Origin of the sequence: Pseudomonas sp. UBA6276, from assembly GCF_002438365.1 — a bacterium.
In the GTDB taxonomy this organism is placed as follows: Bacteria; Pseudomonadota; Gammaproteobacteria; order Pseudomonadales; family Pseudomonadaceae; genus Aquipseudomonas; species Aquipseudomonas coleopterorum.
Genome location: NZ_DJUS01000121.1, coordinates 1 through 16,108, shown reverse-complemented (window position 1 = coordinate 16,108; position 16,108 = coordinate 1). Strand labels below are relative to the sequence as shown.

Here is a 16,108-nt window from a genome sequence, read left to right as displayed (position 1 = left end):
AGGCGCTTGACCTTCTTGTCGTCGACGAAGTTGTAGTAGTCCTCGGTGGTCAGCTTGGGCAGGCGGGTCGCCTCGATCAATTGCTTGACCTGGGCAGCGCGTGCCTTCTCCTCGACCTTCTCCTGCTGCTGGCGATTGAGCTCCTGGTCGCGGCGCGCCTTCTCGGCCATGGCTTCCTGGGCGATGCGCTTCTGCGTGTCGTCGATTTCGACCTGGCCCTTGTTCTCCAGGCGCTTCTGTTTCTGCTTGTCCTTGCTGACTTGTTTGACCTGCTTCTGGTTGACCAGTCCAGCTTTCAACAATTGGTCGCGGAGGGAAAGGCTCATGGTGTTCTGCTCACTTATAAAACGGCTCAGCCACAGCTGGGCAGATTCTGTTCCTGACGTTTGGCCTCGCCCCACAGGGCGTCCATGTCTTCCAGGGTGCAATCTTCGATGTTGCGGTGGGTGTCGCGCAATGCCTGCTCGATGAAACGGAAGCGCCGGTCGAACTTGACGTTGGCGCCGCGCAGGGCGTTCTCCGGATCCACCTTGAGGTGGCGAGCCAGATTGACCACGCTGAACAGCAGGTCACCGATTTCCTCGGCCACTGCCGGTGCATCGTCTGCGGCCATGGCCTGAAGCACTTCGTCCAATTCTTCGCGGACCTTGTCCAGCACCGGCAGCGGCCCTGGCCAGTCGAAGCCGACCATCGCCGCGCGCTTCTGCAGCTTGGCTGCGCGCGCGAGAGCGGGCAGCGCGGCAGGTACGTCATCGAGCAGGGACAACTGCTCACCTACCCCGCCTTTTTCCGCGCGTTCCTGGGCCTTGATCTCTTCCCAGCGCTGCTTGACCTGGTGTTCGTCCAGGCGCGGCGTGTCCAGCGCGGCGTACAGATCGCCGGTGGGAAACACGTGGGGGTGGCGTCGAATCAGCTTGCGGGTGATACCGTCGACCACGCCGTCGAATTCGAAACGCCCCTCCTCGCGCGCCAGTTGGCTGTAATAGACCACCTGGAACAATAGATCGCCGAGCTCGCCCTTGAGGTGCTCGAAGTCTTCGCGCTCGATGGCATCGGCCACTTCGTAGGCTTCTTCCAGGGTGAACGGGACAATGCTGGCGTAGGTTTGCTTCACATCCCACGGGCAACCGTGCTGCGGGTCACGCAGCCGGGCCATGAGATTGAGCAGGTCTTGCAGTGTGTACATGCTCGGACTCGTTGCAGAGGTGTCGGGATCCGCGAATTCACGGCGTGCGGTTACGCCGTGTCTCGATGATGTTCGGCAGCTGGGAGATCCTGCCGAGCAGGCGCCCGAGGGCGTCCAGGCCGGGGATCTCGATGGTCAGCGACATCAGCGCGGTGTTGTCTTCCTTGTTCGAGCGGGTGTTGACCGCCAGCACGTTGATCCGCTCGTTGAGCAGGATCTGCGAGACGTCGCGCAGCAGGCCGGAGCGGTCGTAGGCGCGGATGATGATGTCGACCGGATAGGTCAGCACCGGCACCGGCCCCCAGCTGACCTGGATGATGCGCTCCGGCTCGCGACCGCCAAGCTGCAGCACCGAGGCGCAATCCTGGCGGTGGATGCTCACACCGCGCCCCTGAGTGATGTAGCCGACGATGGCATCGCCGGGCAGCGGCTGGCAGCAGCCGGCCATCTGCGTCATCAGGTTGCCCACGCCCTGGATCTGGATATCGCCGCGCTTGCCCGGCTTGTAGCCGGTGGCCTTGCGCGTGACCAGTTCCATCGGCTCGTTGCCGCGCTCGGGCTCGACCAGTTGCTGCGCCGAATTGACCAGATGGGCCAGGCGCAGATCGCCTGCACCCAGGGCGGCGAACATGTCTTCGGCGCCTTTGTGGTTGGCTTTTTCGGCAAGCTGGTCGAAGTCCACCTGGGGCAGGCCCAGGCGGCTGAGTTCGCGCTCCAGCAGCGACTTGCCGGCGGCGACGTTCTGGTCGCGTGCCTGCAGCTTGAACCAGTGGACGATCTTGGCCCGCGCCCGGGACGTGGTGACGTAGCCGAGGTTGGAGTTGAGCCAGTCGCGGCTGGGCGTGCCGTGCTTGCTGGTGATGATCTCGACCTGCTCGCCGGTGTTCAGGCTGTAGTTGAGCGGGACGATGCGGCCGTTGATCTTGGCGCCACGGCAGTTGTGGCCGATCTCGGTGTGCACCCGGTAGGCGAAATCCAGCGGTGTCGCGCCCTTGGGCAGGTCGATGGCGTGGCCGTCGGGGGTGAACACGTAGACCCGGTCAGGCTCGATGTCGACCCGCAACTGGTCGGCCAGGCCGCCGATATCGCCCAGCTCCTCGTGCCATTCCAGCACCTGGCGCAACCAGGAAATCTTTTCTTCGTACTGGTTGGAGGTGGACTTGACGTCGGTGCCCTTGTAGCGCCAGTGCGCGCAAACGCCCAGCTCGGCTTCCTCGTGCATGGCGTGGGTGCGGATCTGCACTTCCAGCACCTTGCCCTCGGGACCGATCACCGCCGTGTGCAGCGAGCGATAGCCGTTTTCCTTGGGGTTGGCGATGTAGTCGTCGAACTCCTTGGGAATGTGCCGCCACAGGGTGTGGACGATCCCCAGCGCGGTATAGCAGTCGCGCATTTCCGGGACCAGCACGCGCACCGCGCGCACGTCGTAGATCTGGCTGAACTCCAGGCCCTTGCGCTGCATCTTGCGCCAGATGGAATAGATGTGTTTCGCCCGCCCGCTGATGTCGGCCTTGACCCCGGTCTCGAGCAGCTCGTTGTGCAACTGGCTCATCACCTCGGTGATGAAGCGCTCGCGATCCAGCCTGCGTTCGTGCAGCAGCTTGGCGATCTGCTTGTACTGATCGGGCTCCAGGTAGCGAAACGAAAGGTCTTCGAGCTCCCACTTGATGTGGCCGATGCCCAAGCGATGCGCCAGTGGCGCGTAGATGTCGAACACCTCGCGCGCGACCCGGTTGCGTTTTTCATCGTCGGCGCCTTTCACCGCGCGGATCGCGCAGGTGCGCTCGGCGAGCTTGATCAATGCGACGCGAACATCGTCGACCATGGCCACGAGCATCTTGCGCAGGTTCTCGACCTGCACCTGCGAGCCCAGCACCATGGACTGGCGCGGGCTGAGGCTGGCGCTGATGGCGGCCATGCGCAGCACGCCATCGATGAGCTTGGACACGGTGCTGCCGAAGCGTCGGCCGACGTCTTCAAGGCTGGCCTTGCCCTCGCGGACGGCCCGGTAGATCACCGCGGCCATCAATGAATCCTGGTCGAGCTTGAGATCGGCGAGGATTTCGGCGATCTCCAGGCCCGCCTGGAAACAGGAGGTGCCGTCGGCCCAGGAGTGCTGGGCCGGGTTGCCCTGCAGCTCGGCGGCCTGGGCGAATTCACAGGCCTGCTTCAGGGCTTCGCGATCCAGCACCAGATCGACGCTGACGATATGATCCAGCCATGCATCGAGATTGATACTGCCGTCCGTATTGATCGGCTGGTGTGCTCTCACCTGTACCATGTTGCTTACCTTTCCCTACAACACGCCGAAGCGCATCAACAGTCGCTGGCTATGACCGATGCTGGGCCGGCATCGATCAGGCGTTTCGCGCGCCAGTCGGATTGGACGGGCCGTCCTGGCCCGCTTCAAATAACGCCATGGCCTCGACATGCGCGGTCTGCGGAAACATGTCGAGGATCCCGGCTCGTTTTAGCCTGTAGCCCTGCCTCAACAATTCGACCGTGTCGCGGGCCAAAGTTGCCGGGTTACAGGAGACATACACCAAGCGTTGCGCACCCAGTGCACGGATCGTGCGCACCACCTCGAACGCGCCATCTCGGGGTGGATCCAAGAGTACCGCAGAAAAACCCTCGCGGGCCCACTCGGCGGCGTCCAGAGGCTGCGACAGGTCGCTCTGGTAAAAGTCAGTGTTATGCAAATTGTTGCTGGCGGCGTTGTCGGCAGCCCGCTGCACCATGGCCGCGACCCCTTCGACTGCCACCACCTCGCGCGAGCGCTGGGCCAGCGGCAAGGCGAAGTTGCCCAGCCCGCAGAACAGGTNNCCAGCCAGTCCAGCGCCTGCGCGATCATTGCGTCGTTGACCGCCGCATTGACCTGGACGAAGTCGCCCGGCCGGTAGGCCAGCTCAAGGCTCCAGGGCGCCAGGGCGAAGCCCAGCGAGGCATCCGCCTGCACGGGCGCTGGCTCGCCTTCGCCCTGCAGCCACAGTTGCAGGCTCGCGGCGGCGCAGAAAGCCTGCAGCGCTTGCAGGTCAGTATCGGCCAGCGCGGCGGTGTGGCGAAGCAGCAGCGCCAGTGAAGTCCCTGCGTACAGCTCGACGTGGCCGAGCACCTGGGGTTTGGCAAAGCTGCGCAGCAGCGTCGGCAGCTGTTCGACGACCGGTTGCAGGGCAGGCACCAGCACCTGGCATTGGGTGATGTCGACGATGTCCTGGCTCGCCGCCGCGCGGAATCCCACCGCCAGGTGACGGGCCTTGGGGTCCCAGCGCACGGCCAGCCGAGCACGCCGGCGATAGCCCAGCTCGGGCCCGCTCAGCGGCGCCGCCCACTCCTGCGGCTCGATGCCGGCCACGCGCGACAGCTGCTCGGCGAGCAGGCGCTGCTTGAGGGCCAACTGCTGATCATGGGGCAGGTGCTGAAGGCTGCAGCCACCACAGGTGCCGAAATGCGGGCACGGCGCCGGGCGGCGCAGCTCGCTGGCGACCAGCACGCGCTCGCAACGCGCTTCGACGATCTTGCCGTGGGCATTGAGCACCCGGGCCTCGACCTGCTCACCAGCCAGGGCGCCGCTGACGAACCAGGTGCGCCCTTCGAAAAAGGCGATGCCGCGTCCGTCGCTGGCCAGGCGTTCGATCGGCAGGCGCTGTTTCTTGCCGGTCGGCACTTGCGGCGCACGGGTTCCGCCTGTCGGCTGGAAGCGCAGGCCCGGTTTGGTTCTGGCCATCAGTTGGATGCGTCGAAGATGCCGCTGGACAGGTAGCGATCACCGCGATCGCAGATGATCGCGACGATGACCGCATTGCTCACTTCCCGCGACAGGCGCAGCATGCCCGCCACTGCGCCACCGGACGACACGCCGCAGAAGATGCCTTCTTCACGGGCCAGACGGCGGGTCATGTCCTCGGCTTCCTGTTGCGCCATGTCGATGATCCGGTCGACCCGGTCGGCCTGATAGATGCGTGGCAAATACTGTTCCGGCCAGCGACGGATACCTGGAATGGCAGCGCCTTCCATGGGTTGCAGGCCGACGATCTGCACTGCGGGGTTCTGCTCCTTGAGATAGCGCGAGGTGCCCATGATGGTGCCGGTAGTGCCCATGGAACTGACGAAATGGGTCACGGTACCTGCGGTCTGCTGCCAGATCTCGGGGCCGGTGCTGCGATAGTGCGCCTCGGGGTTGTCGCCGTTGGCGAACTGGTCGAGGAGCTTGCCGCGCCCTTCGCTCTGCATGCGTTCGGCCAGATCGCGCGCGCCTTCCATGCCTTGCTCGCGGGTGACCAGGATCAGCTCGGCGCCATAGGCGGTCATCGCGGCCTTGCGTTCGGCCGTGGAGTTGTCGGGCATGATCAGGATCATCTTGTAGCCCTTGATCGCCGCGGCCATGGCCAGGGCGATACCGGTATTGCCGGAGGTCGCTTCGATCAGGGTATCGCCGGGCTGGATCTGCCCACGTTCTTCGGCGCGGCTGATCATCGACAGCGCCGGGCGGTCCTTCACGGAGCCGGCCGGGTTGTTGCCTTCCAGCTTGAGCAGCAAGGTGTTGCTGGTCTCGCCGGCCAGGCGCTGCAGGCGCACCAGCGGCGTGTTGCCGACGCAGTCGGCGATCGTTAGGTACTGCGGGGTCATGGCGTATTCGCAATCCGGACTGCGGGGGTCGCCTATCATACCGGCAAACGTCGGATACCCATATCACGCAAAGTGCGCACCTTATAGCGTGAAAGCATAAGCAGCCGGCAAGCGCATGTTCAGCCGCAGGCCACGCGCGGTATTCTGCGCCCACAATGCACCGCCCTGGCGGGTCAGGGCATTGCGCGCAATGCTCAGCCCGAGGCCGAAGCCCCCGTCGCCAGGCCGCGATCCGTCGAGGCGCGTGAAGGGATCGAAGATTCTCTGCAGGTCCGCCTCGGCGACACCACCGCCCTCGTCTTCCAGCCACAACAGCCAGTGATCGCCATCACGCTGACCACTCAAGGTCACGCGACCGGCGCTGGGCGAGTGACGAATGGCATTGCGCAAGAGGTTTTCCAGCGCCTGGGCCAGGCTGTCAAGATTGCCCTGCACCCAGCAATCAGCGTCGACTTCGCAGTGCAGTTGGCAGGCCGGCCACTGGCTTTCGAAGCAGGCATTCTCCGCCAGCATGTCCCACAGCGCCTGCACCTGGATCGCTTCGCTGGCCAGCGGCGCGCGCTCGGCATCCAGCCAGGCCAGTTGCAGGGTATCTTCGACCAGACGCTGCATGCCGTCGATCTCGCGACTCAACCGTTCGCGCAGGCGCTGCTCGTCGAGTTCACCTTCGCAGGCCACGCGCAGGCGGCTCAAGGGTGTGCGCAGCTCGTGGGACAGGTCCCGCAGGATCTGCTGCTGCAAGGCGACCGTGCCTTGCAGGCGCTCGGCCATGTGGTCGAAGGCGCGCCCCAGCTCACCCAGCTCATCGCTGCGCGCGGTGGTATTCGCGCTCAGGCGGGCGTTGAGCTGATCGGCACGCCAGGCGTTGGCCTGCTCACGCAGTTGGTTCAGAGGGACGATGAGCATGCGGTACAGCCCGATGCACAACAGCAGGGTGAACACGCCGGGAACCAGCGCGTTGGTCAGCAACGCCCACAACCAGGCGTGCCGGCCGGGTGTGAAGCGCTCGGGCAGGGCCATTACCAGGCTGCCCTGCTCCGGATGCTCGATGAAAGGGATCTGCATCCAGGGCGCGCCCCGCGAACGGCGACTCATGGGCATCTCCAGATGGCGCAGGAACGTCAGGCGCTGCTGTTGTACAGCGTCCAGTGGTCGACTGCTCAAGGAAGTGAGATCAGCCCCCACCACGGCGATGAAACCAGGCTCGCTCGCCGACATCCGCGCAAGCCAGGCATCGACCCCAGCCCGTCCACCTTGCCCATGGGCCTGCTCGGCCGCTGCCGCGTACTGGCGTAAGGCATGCCGTGCGTCGGCGCTCAGGTAGGCGTTGCGCTCCTGCAGGTACTGGCCCCAGTACCAGCTCAGCCAGATCATCAGCAGGCAGAACGCGACCAGCAGTATCGACAGTTTCCAGAACACCGAGTGGCGATGGGGCAGTTTCATGCCTCGCCGCCGCCGAACAGGTAGCCCTTGCCCCACACCGTGCGCAGTTGCTGGCGCTGGTAGCCCAGCGCCTTGAGCTTGCGGCGTATCTGGCTGACATGCATGTCCAGGCTGCGATCGTGCTGCGAATAGCCGCGCTGCAGCACATGTTGATAAAGGAAGGGTTTGCTCAGCACTTCCTCGCGCTGACGGTGCAGGGTATCGAGCAGACGGTATTCGCTAGGCGTCAGCCCCGCCGGCTGGCCGTTGACCGACACATCGGCACTGCGCTCGCAGAACTGCAGCTCGCCCTGTTGCGCCACGCCCTCTCGCGGCTGCACGCGCAGACGCTCCATGGCTACCCGGCGCAGGATGGCTTCCACGCGCACCTGCAGCTCGGCCATGCTGAAGGGCTTGGGCAGGTAGTCGTCGGCACCGCGACGAAAGCCGCTGATGCGATCGGCTTCGGCGCCCAGCGCCGACATCAGAATCACCGGGGTGGCCGAGCTGCGGCGCAGGGCGTACAGCACATCCAGGCCGTTCATGCCCGGCAGCAGGATGTCCATCAGCACCACGTCGAACTGGTTTCGCTCGGCCAGCGCCAGCCCTTCGCGGCCGTTCTGGCACCAGGTCACTTGAAAGCCGCAGCGCCCGAGCTGCTCATGAACGTAGCTGCCCAATACCTGGTCGTCTTCGATGGCCAGGATGGTATGGGCGCCTGCTTGGACGGGATTCATTTTCGCCTGCTAGTGGGTGTCATTCTCAAGTGCGGATTATTGGAGATCACGCCGCAGCAGGCAACCTTTGCTGATCGCTGTTCGCCCACTGACCGCGTTGCACTGCCCTCTTGGGCCCGCCGTCGGTGCGCGTGACTGGCGCATCGTCCCGCCCCCCTGTATTTTCCCCCTATTGCTCAGTCAGAAAGGCGCCTGCGGCGTGTTGAAGAAACTCGGTATCAAAAGCCGCGTGCTGTTACTTGCGCTCACACCGGCCACTTGCATGGCGCTGATTCTGGGCGGCTATTTCACCTGGATGCAGCAGTCCGACCTGCAGCGCCAGTTGCTGCAGCGCGGCGACATGATCTCCGAACAGCTGGCGCCGCTGGCGGCACCGGCGCTGGTGGCCAAGGATCGCGAGCGGCTGGAACGCATCGCTGCGCAATCCCTGGAGCTGACCGACGTGCGCTCAGTGACCTTCCTGGGCGCCGACCGGACCCTGCTCGCCCACGCCGGGCCCATGATGCTCAACGCCGTGCCCATCGGTAACAGCACCCACTCGCTGCAACGCAGTGGCTTCGATGCGACGCGCTACCTGATGCCGGTGTTCGGCCGCCACCGCGATCTGGCCAGTGACGAGGTGCCTGCCGAGGTCGACCACCTGCTGGGCTGGGTCGAGCTGGAGCTTTCCCACGATGGCACCCTGCTGCGTGGTTACCGCAGCCTGTTCGCCAGCCTGCTGCTGATTCTGACCGGTCTGAGCATCACCGCGTTGCTGGCGGCACACATGAGCCGCAGCATCAGCGCGCCGATTCGGCAGATCAAGGACACCGTGACCCAGATCAAGGACGGTAACCTGGAAAGTCGCGTACCGGCCATGGGCAGCCACGAGATGGACGCCCTTGCGGCCGGCATCAACCGCATGGCCGAAACCCTGCAGGACGCCCAGGAAGAACTGCAGCACAGCATCGACCAGGCCACCGAAGACGTCCGGCAGAACCTGGAAACCATCGAAATCCAGAACATCGAGCTGGACCTGGCGCGCAAGGAAGCGCTGGAAGCGAGCCGGATCAAGTCCGAATTCCTCGCCAACATGAGCCATGAGATCAGGACACCACTGAACGGCATTCTGGGCTTCACTCACCTGCTGCAGAAAAGCGAGCTGACTCCGCGCCAGTTGGATTACCTGGGTACCATCGAAAAATCCGCAGACAGTTTGCTGGGCATCATCAACGAGATCCTCGACTTCTCGAAGATCGAGGCCGGCAAGCTGGTGCTCGACAACATTCCCTTCAACCTGCGCGATCTGCTCCAGGACACCCTGACCATCCTGGCGCCGGCCGCCCATGCCAAGCAGCTCGAACTGGTCAGCCTGGTCTATCGCGATACGCCGTTGTCACTGATCGGCGATCCGTTGCGGCTCAAGCAGATCCTGACCAATCTGGTGAGCAACGCCATCAAGTTCACCCGCGAGGGCACGATCGTCGCCCGTGCCATGATGGAAGACGAGAGCGAAGACGGTGTGCAGTTGCGCATCAGTGTGCAGGACACCGGCATCGGCCTGTCCGGCCAGGACGTGCGGGCGTTGTTCCAGGCATTCAGCCAGGCCGACAACTCACTGTCGCGGCAGCCTGGCGGCACCGGTCTGGGGCTGGTGATCTCCAAGCGACTGGTCGAACAGATGGGCGGCGAGATCGGGGTCGACAGTGCTCCGGGCGAGGGTTCGGAGTTCTGGATCAGCCTCAACCTGCCCAAGGCTCGCGACGACGCCGAGGACTTGCCGTCTGCGCCCCTGCTCGGCCGTCGCATCGCCATCGTCGATGGCCATGAACTGGCGCGGCAGGCCTTGCAACACCAGCTCGAAGACTGCGGTCTGGACGTGACCGACTTCAAGTCGCTGGACAAGCTGGTGCTGGCCACCCATGCCGCACGGCAGGCGGGCCAGCCGCTGGACCTCGCGGTGCTGGGCATTACCGCCCACGAAATTTCGCCGGAACGTCTGGCCGTGCAGATCCGCGAGATCGAACAGAGTGGCTGTCAGGTGCTGGTGCTGTGCCCCACCACCGAGCAGGCCCTGTTCCACGCCGCGGTCCCCAACGCCGACCGCCAGCTGCAGGCCAAACCCAGCTGCACGCGCAGGTTGCGTCGCGCGCTGGCCGACCTGATCAACCCCAAGCAGTTGCGCTACGAAAGTCCCGAGAACAGCGGCGAGCGCGCGCCGCGCGTACTGTGCGTGGATGACAATCCGGCCAACCTGCTGCTGGTGCAGACCCTGCTCGAAGACCTGGGTGCCGAAGTGCGCGCGGTGGACAACGGCGCAGCGGCGATCAAGGCGGTACAGGAAGGCGGGCTCGACCTGGTGCTGATGGACGTGCAGATGCCGGAAATGGACGGCCGCGAAACCACCGAGCGCATTCGCGTATGGGAGAGCGCCCAGCTCGGCGCCGCGTTACCCATCGTGGCGCTGACCGCCCACGCCATGGCCAATGAAAAGCGCGCCTTGCTGCAGAGCGGCATGGATGACTACCTGACCAAACCCATCAGCGAGCGGCAGTTGGCGCAGGTCGTGCTGAAATGGACGGGGATGGCGTTGAACCCGCAGGCGTTGGACAAAACGGCTGAGCAGCCGTTGGATACCAATACCCTGCAGGTGCTCGATGCCGCCGAGGGCCTGCGGTTGGCGGCCGGCAAGGCCGACCTGGCTGCCGACATGCTGGCGATGCTGCTGGCCTCGCTGCAGGCCGATCGCGAAGCCATCCAGTTGGCGCGGATCAACGCCGATCAGAATGCCATGATCGAGCGCGTGCATCGGCTGCACGGTGCGACCCGCTATTGCGGCGTACCGCAGTTGCGCGCGGCGTGCCTGCGCAGTGAGACGCTGCTCAAGCAGAACGATCCGGCGGCCCTGTCTGCGCTCGACGAGCTGGACGAGGCCATCGTGCGGCTCGAGGAGCAGGCCCGGGCGATGGCCTGAGGCCGCGCCATGACCGGCGTGCTAGCATGTCGCGTCTATTTGGAGGACCCATGGTCGAACACGATTTCCGCTTCAGCTTGCTCAACCCCCAGCACACCCTGATCGAGTGCCGCGCGCTGGTGCCCGGCCGCTACCAGGTCATCGGCAACGGCGGCTCGATCCACAACGGCGACACCCTGCTGGTGACCCTCAAGGGCAGCAAGGACCTGTCCATGCGTTTGGTGGTGGAAAAGGTCCGTCACCTGATCAACCCGCCTGGCCAATGGGTGGCAGTGGCCACCGGCCCGGTGTTCGGCGAGCTGGCGATCCATCAATGGAAGGTCAACTGCGACAGCTGCGGCAAGGTGCTCGACTTCGAGTTCGCGGTGGATGCCAAGCTCGGCACCAAGGCGCAGAAACCGGCGGCGGAAGCACGCATTGCCGAGCTGGGCTGGAGCACCGCCAACGGCAAGCACCTGTGCCGTCAGTGCAAGGTGGCTTGAGCGAGTTGATGGTGTCTGCCTGATTCAACGCCACGGACCTGGATCCGGATTGCGCTGTACCTGATCGATTGCGGTGCGGCCCGACGCGGCTTGCGCATACCCTGTAGCAGCGGCGCGAGCCGCGTCATCGGTGCTTGCGGTGTATCTGGATGAACGCGGTGCGGCCGGACGCGACTTGCGCCGCTGCTACAGGGGGCGCGGGTGTCGGCGGGTTATGACGTAGTGCCTGTAGCAGCGGCGCGAGCCGCGTCATCGGTGCTTGCGGTGTATCTGGATGAACGCGGTGCGGCCGGACGCGGCTTGCGCCGCTGCTACAGGGGCGCGGTGTCGGTGGGGGTGGCGGGCATCGATGCTTGCGATGTATCGGGATAAATGCGGTGCAGCTGGACGCGACAGAAATCGCAGGCACAAAAAAAGCGACCAGAAGGTCGCTTCTCTTGTGCTTCAGAGAGTTCAAGGGCTCTGAAGCGGAATTGATGGCGCAGCGGACGGGACTCGAACCCGCGACCCCCGGCGTGACAGGCCGGTATTCTAACCGACTGAACTACCGCTGCGCGTAACACTGAGAGAGATTGGTGGGTGATGACGGGATCGAACCGCCGACCCTCTGCTTGTAAGGCAGATGCTCTCCCGGCTGAGCTAATCACCCTTTGTCTCTCGGTGTGGCGCGCATTCTACGGAGCGACCCAAACTCTGGCAAGCACTTTTTCAAAAAAATTTCCGAGCGCTTCCAAACACTTAGCACAGGGATGGCGTCAGCTCCGCACACGGAGAATAATGCCCCCCTAATGTTGAGGAGTGCTTCACCCCATGTGGTTCAAAAACCTGCTTGTCTATCGTCTTACCCAGGATATCCCTTTCGACGCCGAGGCTTTGGAAACCGCACTGGCCAGCAAACCGGCACGCCCCTGCGCCAGCCAGGAACTGACCACCTACGGTTTCGTCGCGCCGTTCGGCAAGGGTGAGGATGCGCCGTTCGTTCATGTCAGCCAGGACTTCATGCTGATCGCCGCACGCAAGGAAGAGCGCATCCTGCCGGGTAGCGTGGTGCGCGACGCGGTCAAGGAAAAGGTCGAGGAGATCGAGGCCGAGCAGATGCGCAAGGTCTACAAGAAGGAACGCGATCAGATCAAGGACGAGATCATCCAGGCCTTCCTGCCCCGCGCCTTCATCCGCCGCTCGTCGACCTTCGCCGCCATCGCGCCCAAGCAAGGATTGATCCTGGTCAACTCGGCCAGCCCCAAGCGTGCCGAAGACCTGCTGTCGACCCTGCGCGAAGTGATCGGTACCCTGCCTGTACGTCCGCTGACCGTGAAGATTGCGCCGACCGCGACCATGACCGAGTGGGTCAAGACCCAGAAAGCCGCCGACGACTTCTATGTGCTGGATGAATGCGAGCTGCGCGATACCCATGAAGACGGCGGCATCGTGCGCTGCAAGCGTCAGGACCTGACCAGCGAGGAAATCCAGCTGCACCTGAGCACTGGCAAGCAGGTAACCCAGCTGTCGCTGGCCTGGCAGGACAAGTTGTCGTTCGTGCTGGACGACAAGATGGTGGTCAAGCGTCTGAAGTTCGAGGAACTGCTGCAAGACCAGGCCGAAGAGGACGGTGGCGAGGAAGCGTTGGGGCAGTTGGATGCCAGCTTCACTCTGATGATGCTGACCTTTGGCGAATTCCTGCCGGCCTTGTTCGAGGCCTTGGGTGGCGAAGAGTTGCCGCAGGGGATTTGATCTGCAGTAACTGCTGTGGCTCGGTAGGTGGGAGTGGTGTTTGGCCGTGAACCGGGGGCTGTGTTGTATCTGGTGGACCGTAGTGCGGCTTTCGCGGGCAGAGCCCGCTCCCACAGGGGGCCGACATGTTGAATCTATATAAGAAGGAACTACACCATGCGCGCTTTGGCCGCTTTGAGTCGCTTTGTCGGCAATACCTTTGCCTATTGGGTGTTGTTGTTCGCCGTCCTGGCGTTTCTGGTGCCTGAATGGTTCATCGGTCTCAAGCCGTTGATCGTGCCGCTGTTGGGCTTGGTCATGTTCGGCATGGGGCTGACCCTCAAGCTCGACGATTTCGCCGAAGTCGGTCGCCATCCATGGCGCGTGGCCCTGGGTGTGGTGGCGCATTTCGTGATCATGCCGGGTGTCGCCTGGCTGCTGTGTCAGGCGTTTCACCTCCCGCCGGAAATCGCCGTTGGGGTGATTCTGGTCGGCTGCTGCCCGAGCGGCACGTCGTCCAATGTGATGACCTGGCTGGCCAAGGGCGATCTGGCCCTGTCGGTGGCGATTGCAGCGGTGACTACCCTGCTCGCTCCATTGCTCACCCCGGCGCTGATCTGGCTGCTGGCTTCGGCATGGTTGCCGGTCTCGTTCATGGAGATGTTCTGGTCGATCCTGCAACTGGTGATGCTGCCGATCGTGCTCGGCGTGCTCGCGCAGAAACTGCTGGGCGCACGGGTGCAGGTGGCCGTCGATGTGCTGCCGCTGGTGTCGGTGGTCAGCATCGTGCTGATCGTCTGCGCGGTGGTCGCGGCCAGCCAGGCACGCATCGCCGAGTCGGGATTGCTGATCATGGCGGTGGTGATTCTGCACAACAGCTTCGGCTTTGTGCTGGGTTACTTCACCGGCAAGGTGTTCAAGTTGCCACTGGCGCAGCGCAAGTCGCTGGCGCTGGAAGTGGGCATGCAGAACTCGGGCCTGGGCGCTGCGTTGGCCAGCGCGCATTTCTCGCCGCTTGCGGCGGTGCCCAGCGCGTTGTTCAGTGTCTGGCACAACATTTCCGGGGCGTTGCTCTCGACCTATTTCCGCCGCATGGAAGGGACCGAGCCCGGTGGATTGAAGACCGACCCTTGATCCGCTGCACTTGATCCATCGCCCAAGCATGGGCAACATAGTGTTCGGCGCCGGGACGACCCGGCGCTCTCTTTCCTGCAAACGGGGACGACCCCATCTTCGATGAGGTTTTTTCCATGTCCTGGTTTCTGTTGTTTCTCGCCGGTCTTTTCGAAGTGTGCTGGGCCATTGGCCTCAAGTACACCGATGGCTTCAGCCGTCCCCTTCCCACTGTGTTGACCGTGGCCGCCATGGCGGCAAGCCTGGGCCTGCTCGGCCTGGCCATGCGCGAGCTGCCGCTGGGCACGGCCTATGCGATCTGGACCGGTGTCGGTGCGGTGGGCACGGTGATCGCCGGAATCGTGCTGTTTGGCGAGTCGATGGCGTTGATGCGGATGATCAGTGTGGGTCTGATCATCCTGGGGCTGGTGGGTTTGAAGGTCAGCACCTGACCCTGGGATCTTCTGTAGGAGCGGTCGTCGGCCGCGAACCTGACACTGCGGTGCATCAGACAATCCGCAGCGCCCTGTTCGCGGCCACTGACCGCTCCTACGGGATATAACAATGCCGCCGGGGCCTCTTCGCGGGCAGAGGGCTCGCCGCCCGCCCCGCTCCCACAGGATCTGCTTCCACAGGGCCTGCTATTACAAAGCCCCCCCCCCACTAGGTCCTCCCCCACAATGAATGCATGTACACCGCTTCATTGTGGGAGCGGGGCGGGCGGCGAGCCCTCTGCCCGCGAAGAGGCCCTACGGATCAACCCATCAGGCCAGGCTTTTGCTGACCACTTCGTAGACGTCGCTGGACAGCGGGCCTGAGGCCAGGATTCGCTCCAGCTCGGCTTTCATCAAGGCCTGACGCTTGCTGTCGTACTTTCTCCAGCGGGTCAGCGGCGACAGCTGGCGCGAGGCGATCTGCGGGTTGAGGGCGTTGAGTTCGATCACCAGATCGGCGAGGAAACGGTAGCCCGAGCCATCGGCGGCGTGGAAGTTGATCAGGTTCTGGCCAGCGAACGCGCCGATCAGCGCACGCACCTTGTTCGGGTTCTTCAGAGTGAACGCAGGGTGCTGCATCAGCGCCTTGACCCGCGCCAGCCCGCCCGGCAAACCACTGGCCGCCTGGACGCTGAACCACTGGTCCATGACCAGCGGGTTGTCCTTGAAGTGCTCGGCGAACGCTTGCAGCGCGCGGGCCTTCTCCGCTTCGAACGGCGAGTTGACCAGTACCGCCAATGCCGTCAGGCGTTCGGTCATGTTGTCGCAGGCATCGTATTGTTCGAGGGTAGCGGCCAATACTTCCGGGCGCTCACTGAGCATCAGGTACGACAACGCGATGTTCTGCAGCGCACGGCGGGCGAAATGCTCCTTCTCGGCCACGTACGCCGTGCTCCGGGATACTTCGCGGTTGGCCTGATAGCGCGCCCACAACCCATCGAACAGGCCATCAGCCAACTGCTTGCGGGCGAACTCGCGGGCGGCATGGATCGCATCGACGTCGGCGATCTCGCTGATTTCGGCCAGGTACGCCTCGCTGGGCAGCGAGAGCATCTCGGCCACCATGGCCGGGTCCAGCTCGGTGTTGTCCAGCACGCTGGCCAAGGCCGTCAACAGACGCGAATCCATCACCAGCGACTCGCCGCGCTGGTACTGGCCGATCATTTCCTGCAGCACCTGCACAGACAGTTGCTGGCCCGCATCCCAACGGTTGAAGCCGTCAGTGTCGTGCTGCATGAGGAACATCAGCTGGTCACGGCTGTACGGGAAGCTCAGCTTGACCGGCGCGCTGAAGCCGCGCAGCAGCGACGGCAGCGGTTGCTCGGCGATGTCGACGAAGGTGAAGGTCTGCTCGGCTTCGGTCACCGCCAGTACCCGGCTGGTGC

12 protein-coding genes, 2 tRNA genes and 1 pseudogene are annotated in these 16,108 nt (G+C 64.0%); 5 read left to right on the top strand and 10 right to left on the bottom strand.

Annotated elements, in window-relative coordinates:
- From B2V21_RS14345 to B2V21_RS14315, 7 genes and pseudogenes are all read right to left on the bottom strand, one after another.
- On the bottom strand, positions 1-326 hold a 326-nt coding region (locus B2V21_RS14345; protein ID WP_286917190.1), incomplete at its 3' end, for a DUF2058 family protein.
- 26 nt (positions 327-352) lie between these two features.
- Positions 353-1,186 carry a nucleoside triphosphate pyrophosphohydrolase gene (gene mazG / locus B2V21_RS14340; protein WP_049859053.1) on the bottom strand — a complete coding sequence of 278 codons (834 nt, stop codon included), beginning with the start codon at positions 1,184-1,186 and terminating at the stop codon, positions 353-355.
- Between the two features lie 37 nt (positions 1,187-1,223).
- A complete protein-coding gene (gene relA / locus B2V21_RS14335; RefSeq protein ID WP_286917189.1) occupies positions 1,224-3,467 on the bottom strand; it encodes a GTP diphosphokinase in 2,244 nt (747 codons plus the stop codon).
- A 76-nt stretch (positions 3,468-3,543) separates the two neighbouring features.
- A pseudogene (rlmD, locus tag B2V21_RS14330) lies at positions 3,544-4,910 on the bottom strand (23S rRNA (uracil(1939)-C(5))-methyltransferase RlmD).
- On the bottom strand, positions 4,910-5,812 hold the full coding sequence (gene cysM / locus B2V21_RS14325) for a cysteine synthase CysM (RefSeq protein WP_286917191.1): 903 nt from the start codon (positions 5,810-5,812) through the stop codon (positions 4,910-4,912). Before cysM ends, rlmD begins: the two are co-directional and overlap by 1 nt.
- A gap of 81 nt (positions 5,813-5,893) precedes the next feature.
- Positions 5,894-7,255, bottom strand: a complete 1,362-nt coding sequence (locus tag B2V21_RS14320) for a HAMP domain-containing sensor histidine kinase (RefSeq protein ID WP_286917188.1) — start codon at positions 7,253-7,255, stop codon at positions 5,894-5,896.
- Positions 7,252-7,971 (bottom strand): response regulator transcription factor, encoded by a 720-nt coding sequence (locus B2V21_RS14315; protein ID WP_286917187.1) that lies wholly within the window; start codon positions 7,969-7,971, stop codon positions 7,252-7,254. Before B2V21_RS14315 ends, B2V21_RS14320 begins: the two co-directional genes overlap by 4 nt.
- A 199-nt stretch (positions 7,972-8,170) precedes the next feature.
- Between B2V21_RS14315 and B2V21_RS14310 the strand changes: the two genes are divergently transcribed.
- Both B2V21_RS14310 and B2V21_RS14305 read left to right on the top strand, forming a co-directional pair.
- Positions 8,171-10,924 carry a response regulator gene (locus B2V21_RS14310; RefSeq protein ID WP_049859769.1) on the top strand — a complete coding sequence of 918 codons (2,754 nt, stop codon included), beginning with the start codon at positions 8,171-8,173 and terminating at the stop codon, positions 10,922-10,924.
- Positions 10,925-10,974: 50 nt separating this feature from the next.
- Complete coding sequence (locus B2V21_RS14305; protein WP_286917186.1) at positions 10,975-11,406, top strand: hypothetical protein; 432 nt, start codon at positions 10,975-10,977, stop codon at positions 11,404-11,406.
- Positions 11,407-11,883: 477 nt separating this feature from the next.
- On the opposite strand, the gene B2V21_RS14300 is transcribed toward B2V21_RS14305, so the two are convergent.
- Together B2V21_RS14300 and B2V21_RS14295 are read right to left on the bottom strand one after the other, a co-directional pair.
- A tRNA-Asp gene (locus tag B2V21_RS14300) sits at positions 11,884-11,960 on the bottom strand.
- A 19-nt stretch (positions 11,961-11,979) separates the two neighbouring features.
- A tRNA-Val gene (locus B2V21_RS14295) sits at positions 11,980-12,055 on the bottom strand.
- A gap of 161 nt (positions 12,056-12,216) precedes the next feature.
- Between B2V21_RS14295 and rdgC the strand changes: the two genes are divergently transcribed.
- The 3 genes from rdgC (at position 12,217) to sugE (ending at position 14,681) form a co-directional block, all read left to right on the top strand.
- On the top strand, positions 12,217-13,137 hold the full coding sequence (gene rdgC, locus B2V21_RS14290) for a recombination-associated protein RdgC (RefSeq protein ID WP_049859046.1): 921 nt from the start codon (positions 12,217-12,219) through the stop codon (positions 13,135-13,137).
- Between the two features lie 156 nt (positions 13,138-13,293).
- A complete protein-coding gene (locus B2V21_RS14285) occupies positions 13,294-14,250 on the top strand; it encodes a bile acid:sodium symporter family protein (RefSeq protein WP_056843142.1) in 957 nt (318 codons plus the stop codon).
- A gap of 116 nt (positions 14,251-14,366) precedes the next feature.
- Positions 14,367-14,681, top strand: a complete 315-nt coding sequence (gene sugE, locus B2V21_RS14280) for a quaternary ammonium compound efflux SMR transporter SugE (RefSeq protein WP_049859044.1) — start codon at positions 14,367-14,369, stop codon at positions 14,679-14,681.
- A 312-nt stretch (positions 14,682-14,993) separates the two neighbouring features.
- On the opposite strand, the gene B2V21_RS14275 is transcribed toward sugE, so the two are convergent.
- A partial coding sequence (locus B2V21_RS14275) for a DUF3458 domain-containing protein (RefSeq protein ID WP_286917185.1) occupies positions 14,994-16,108 on the bottom strand: 1,115 nt, incomplete at its 5' end.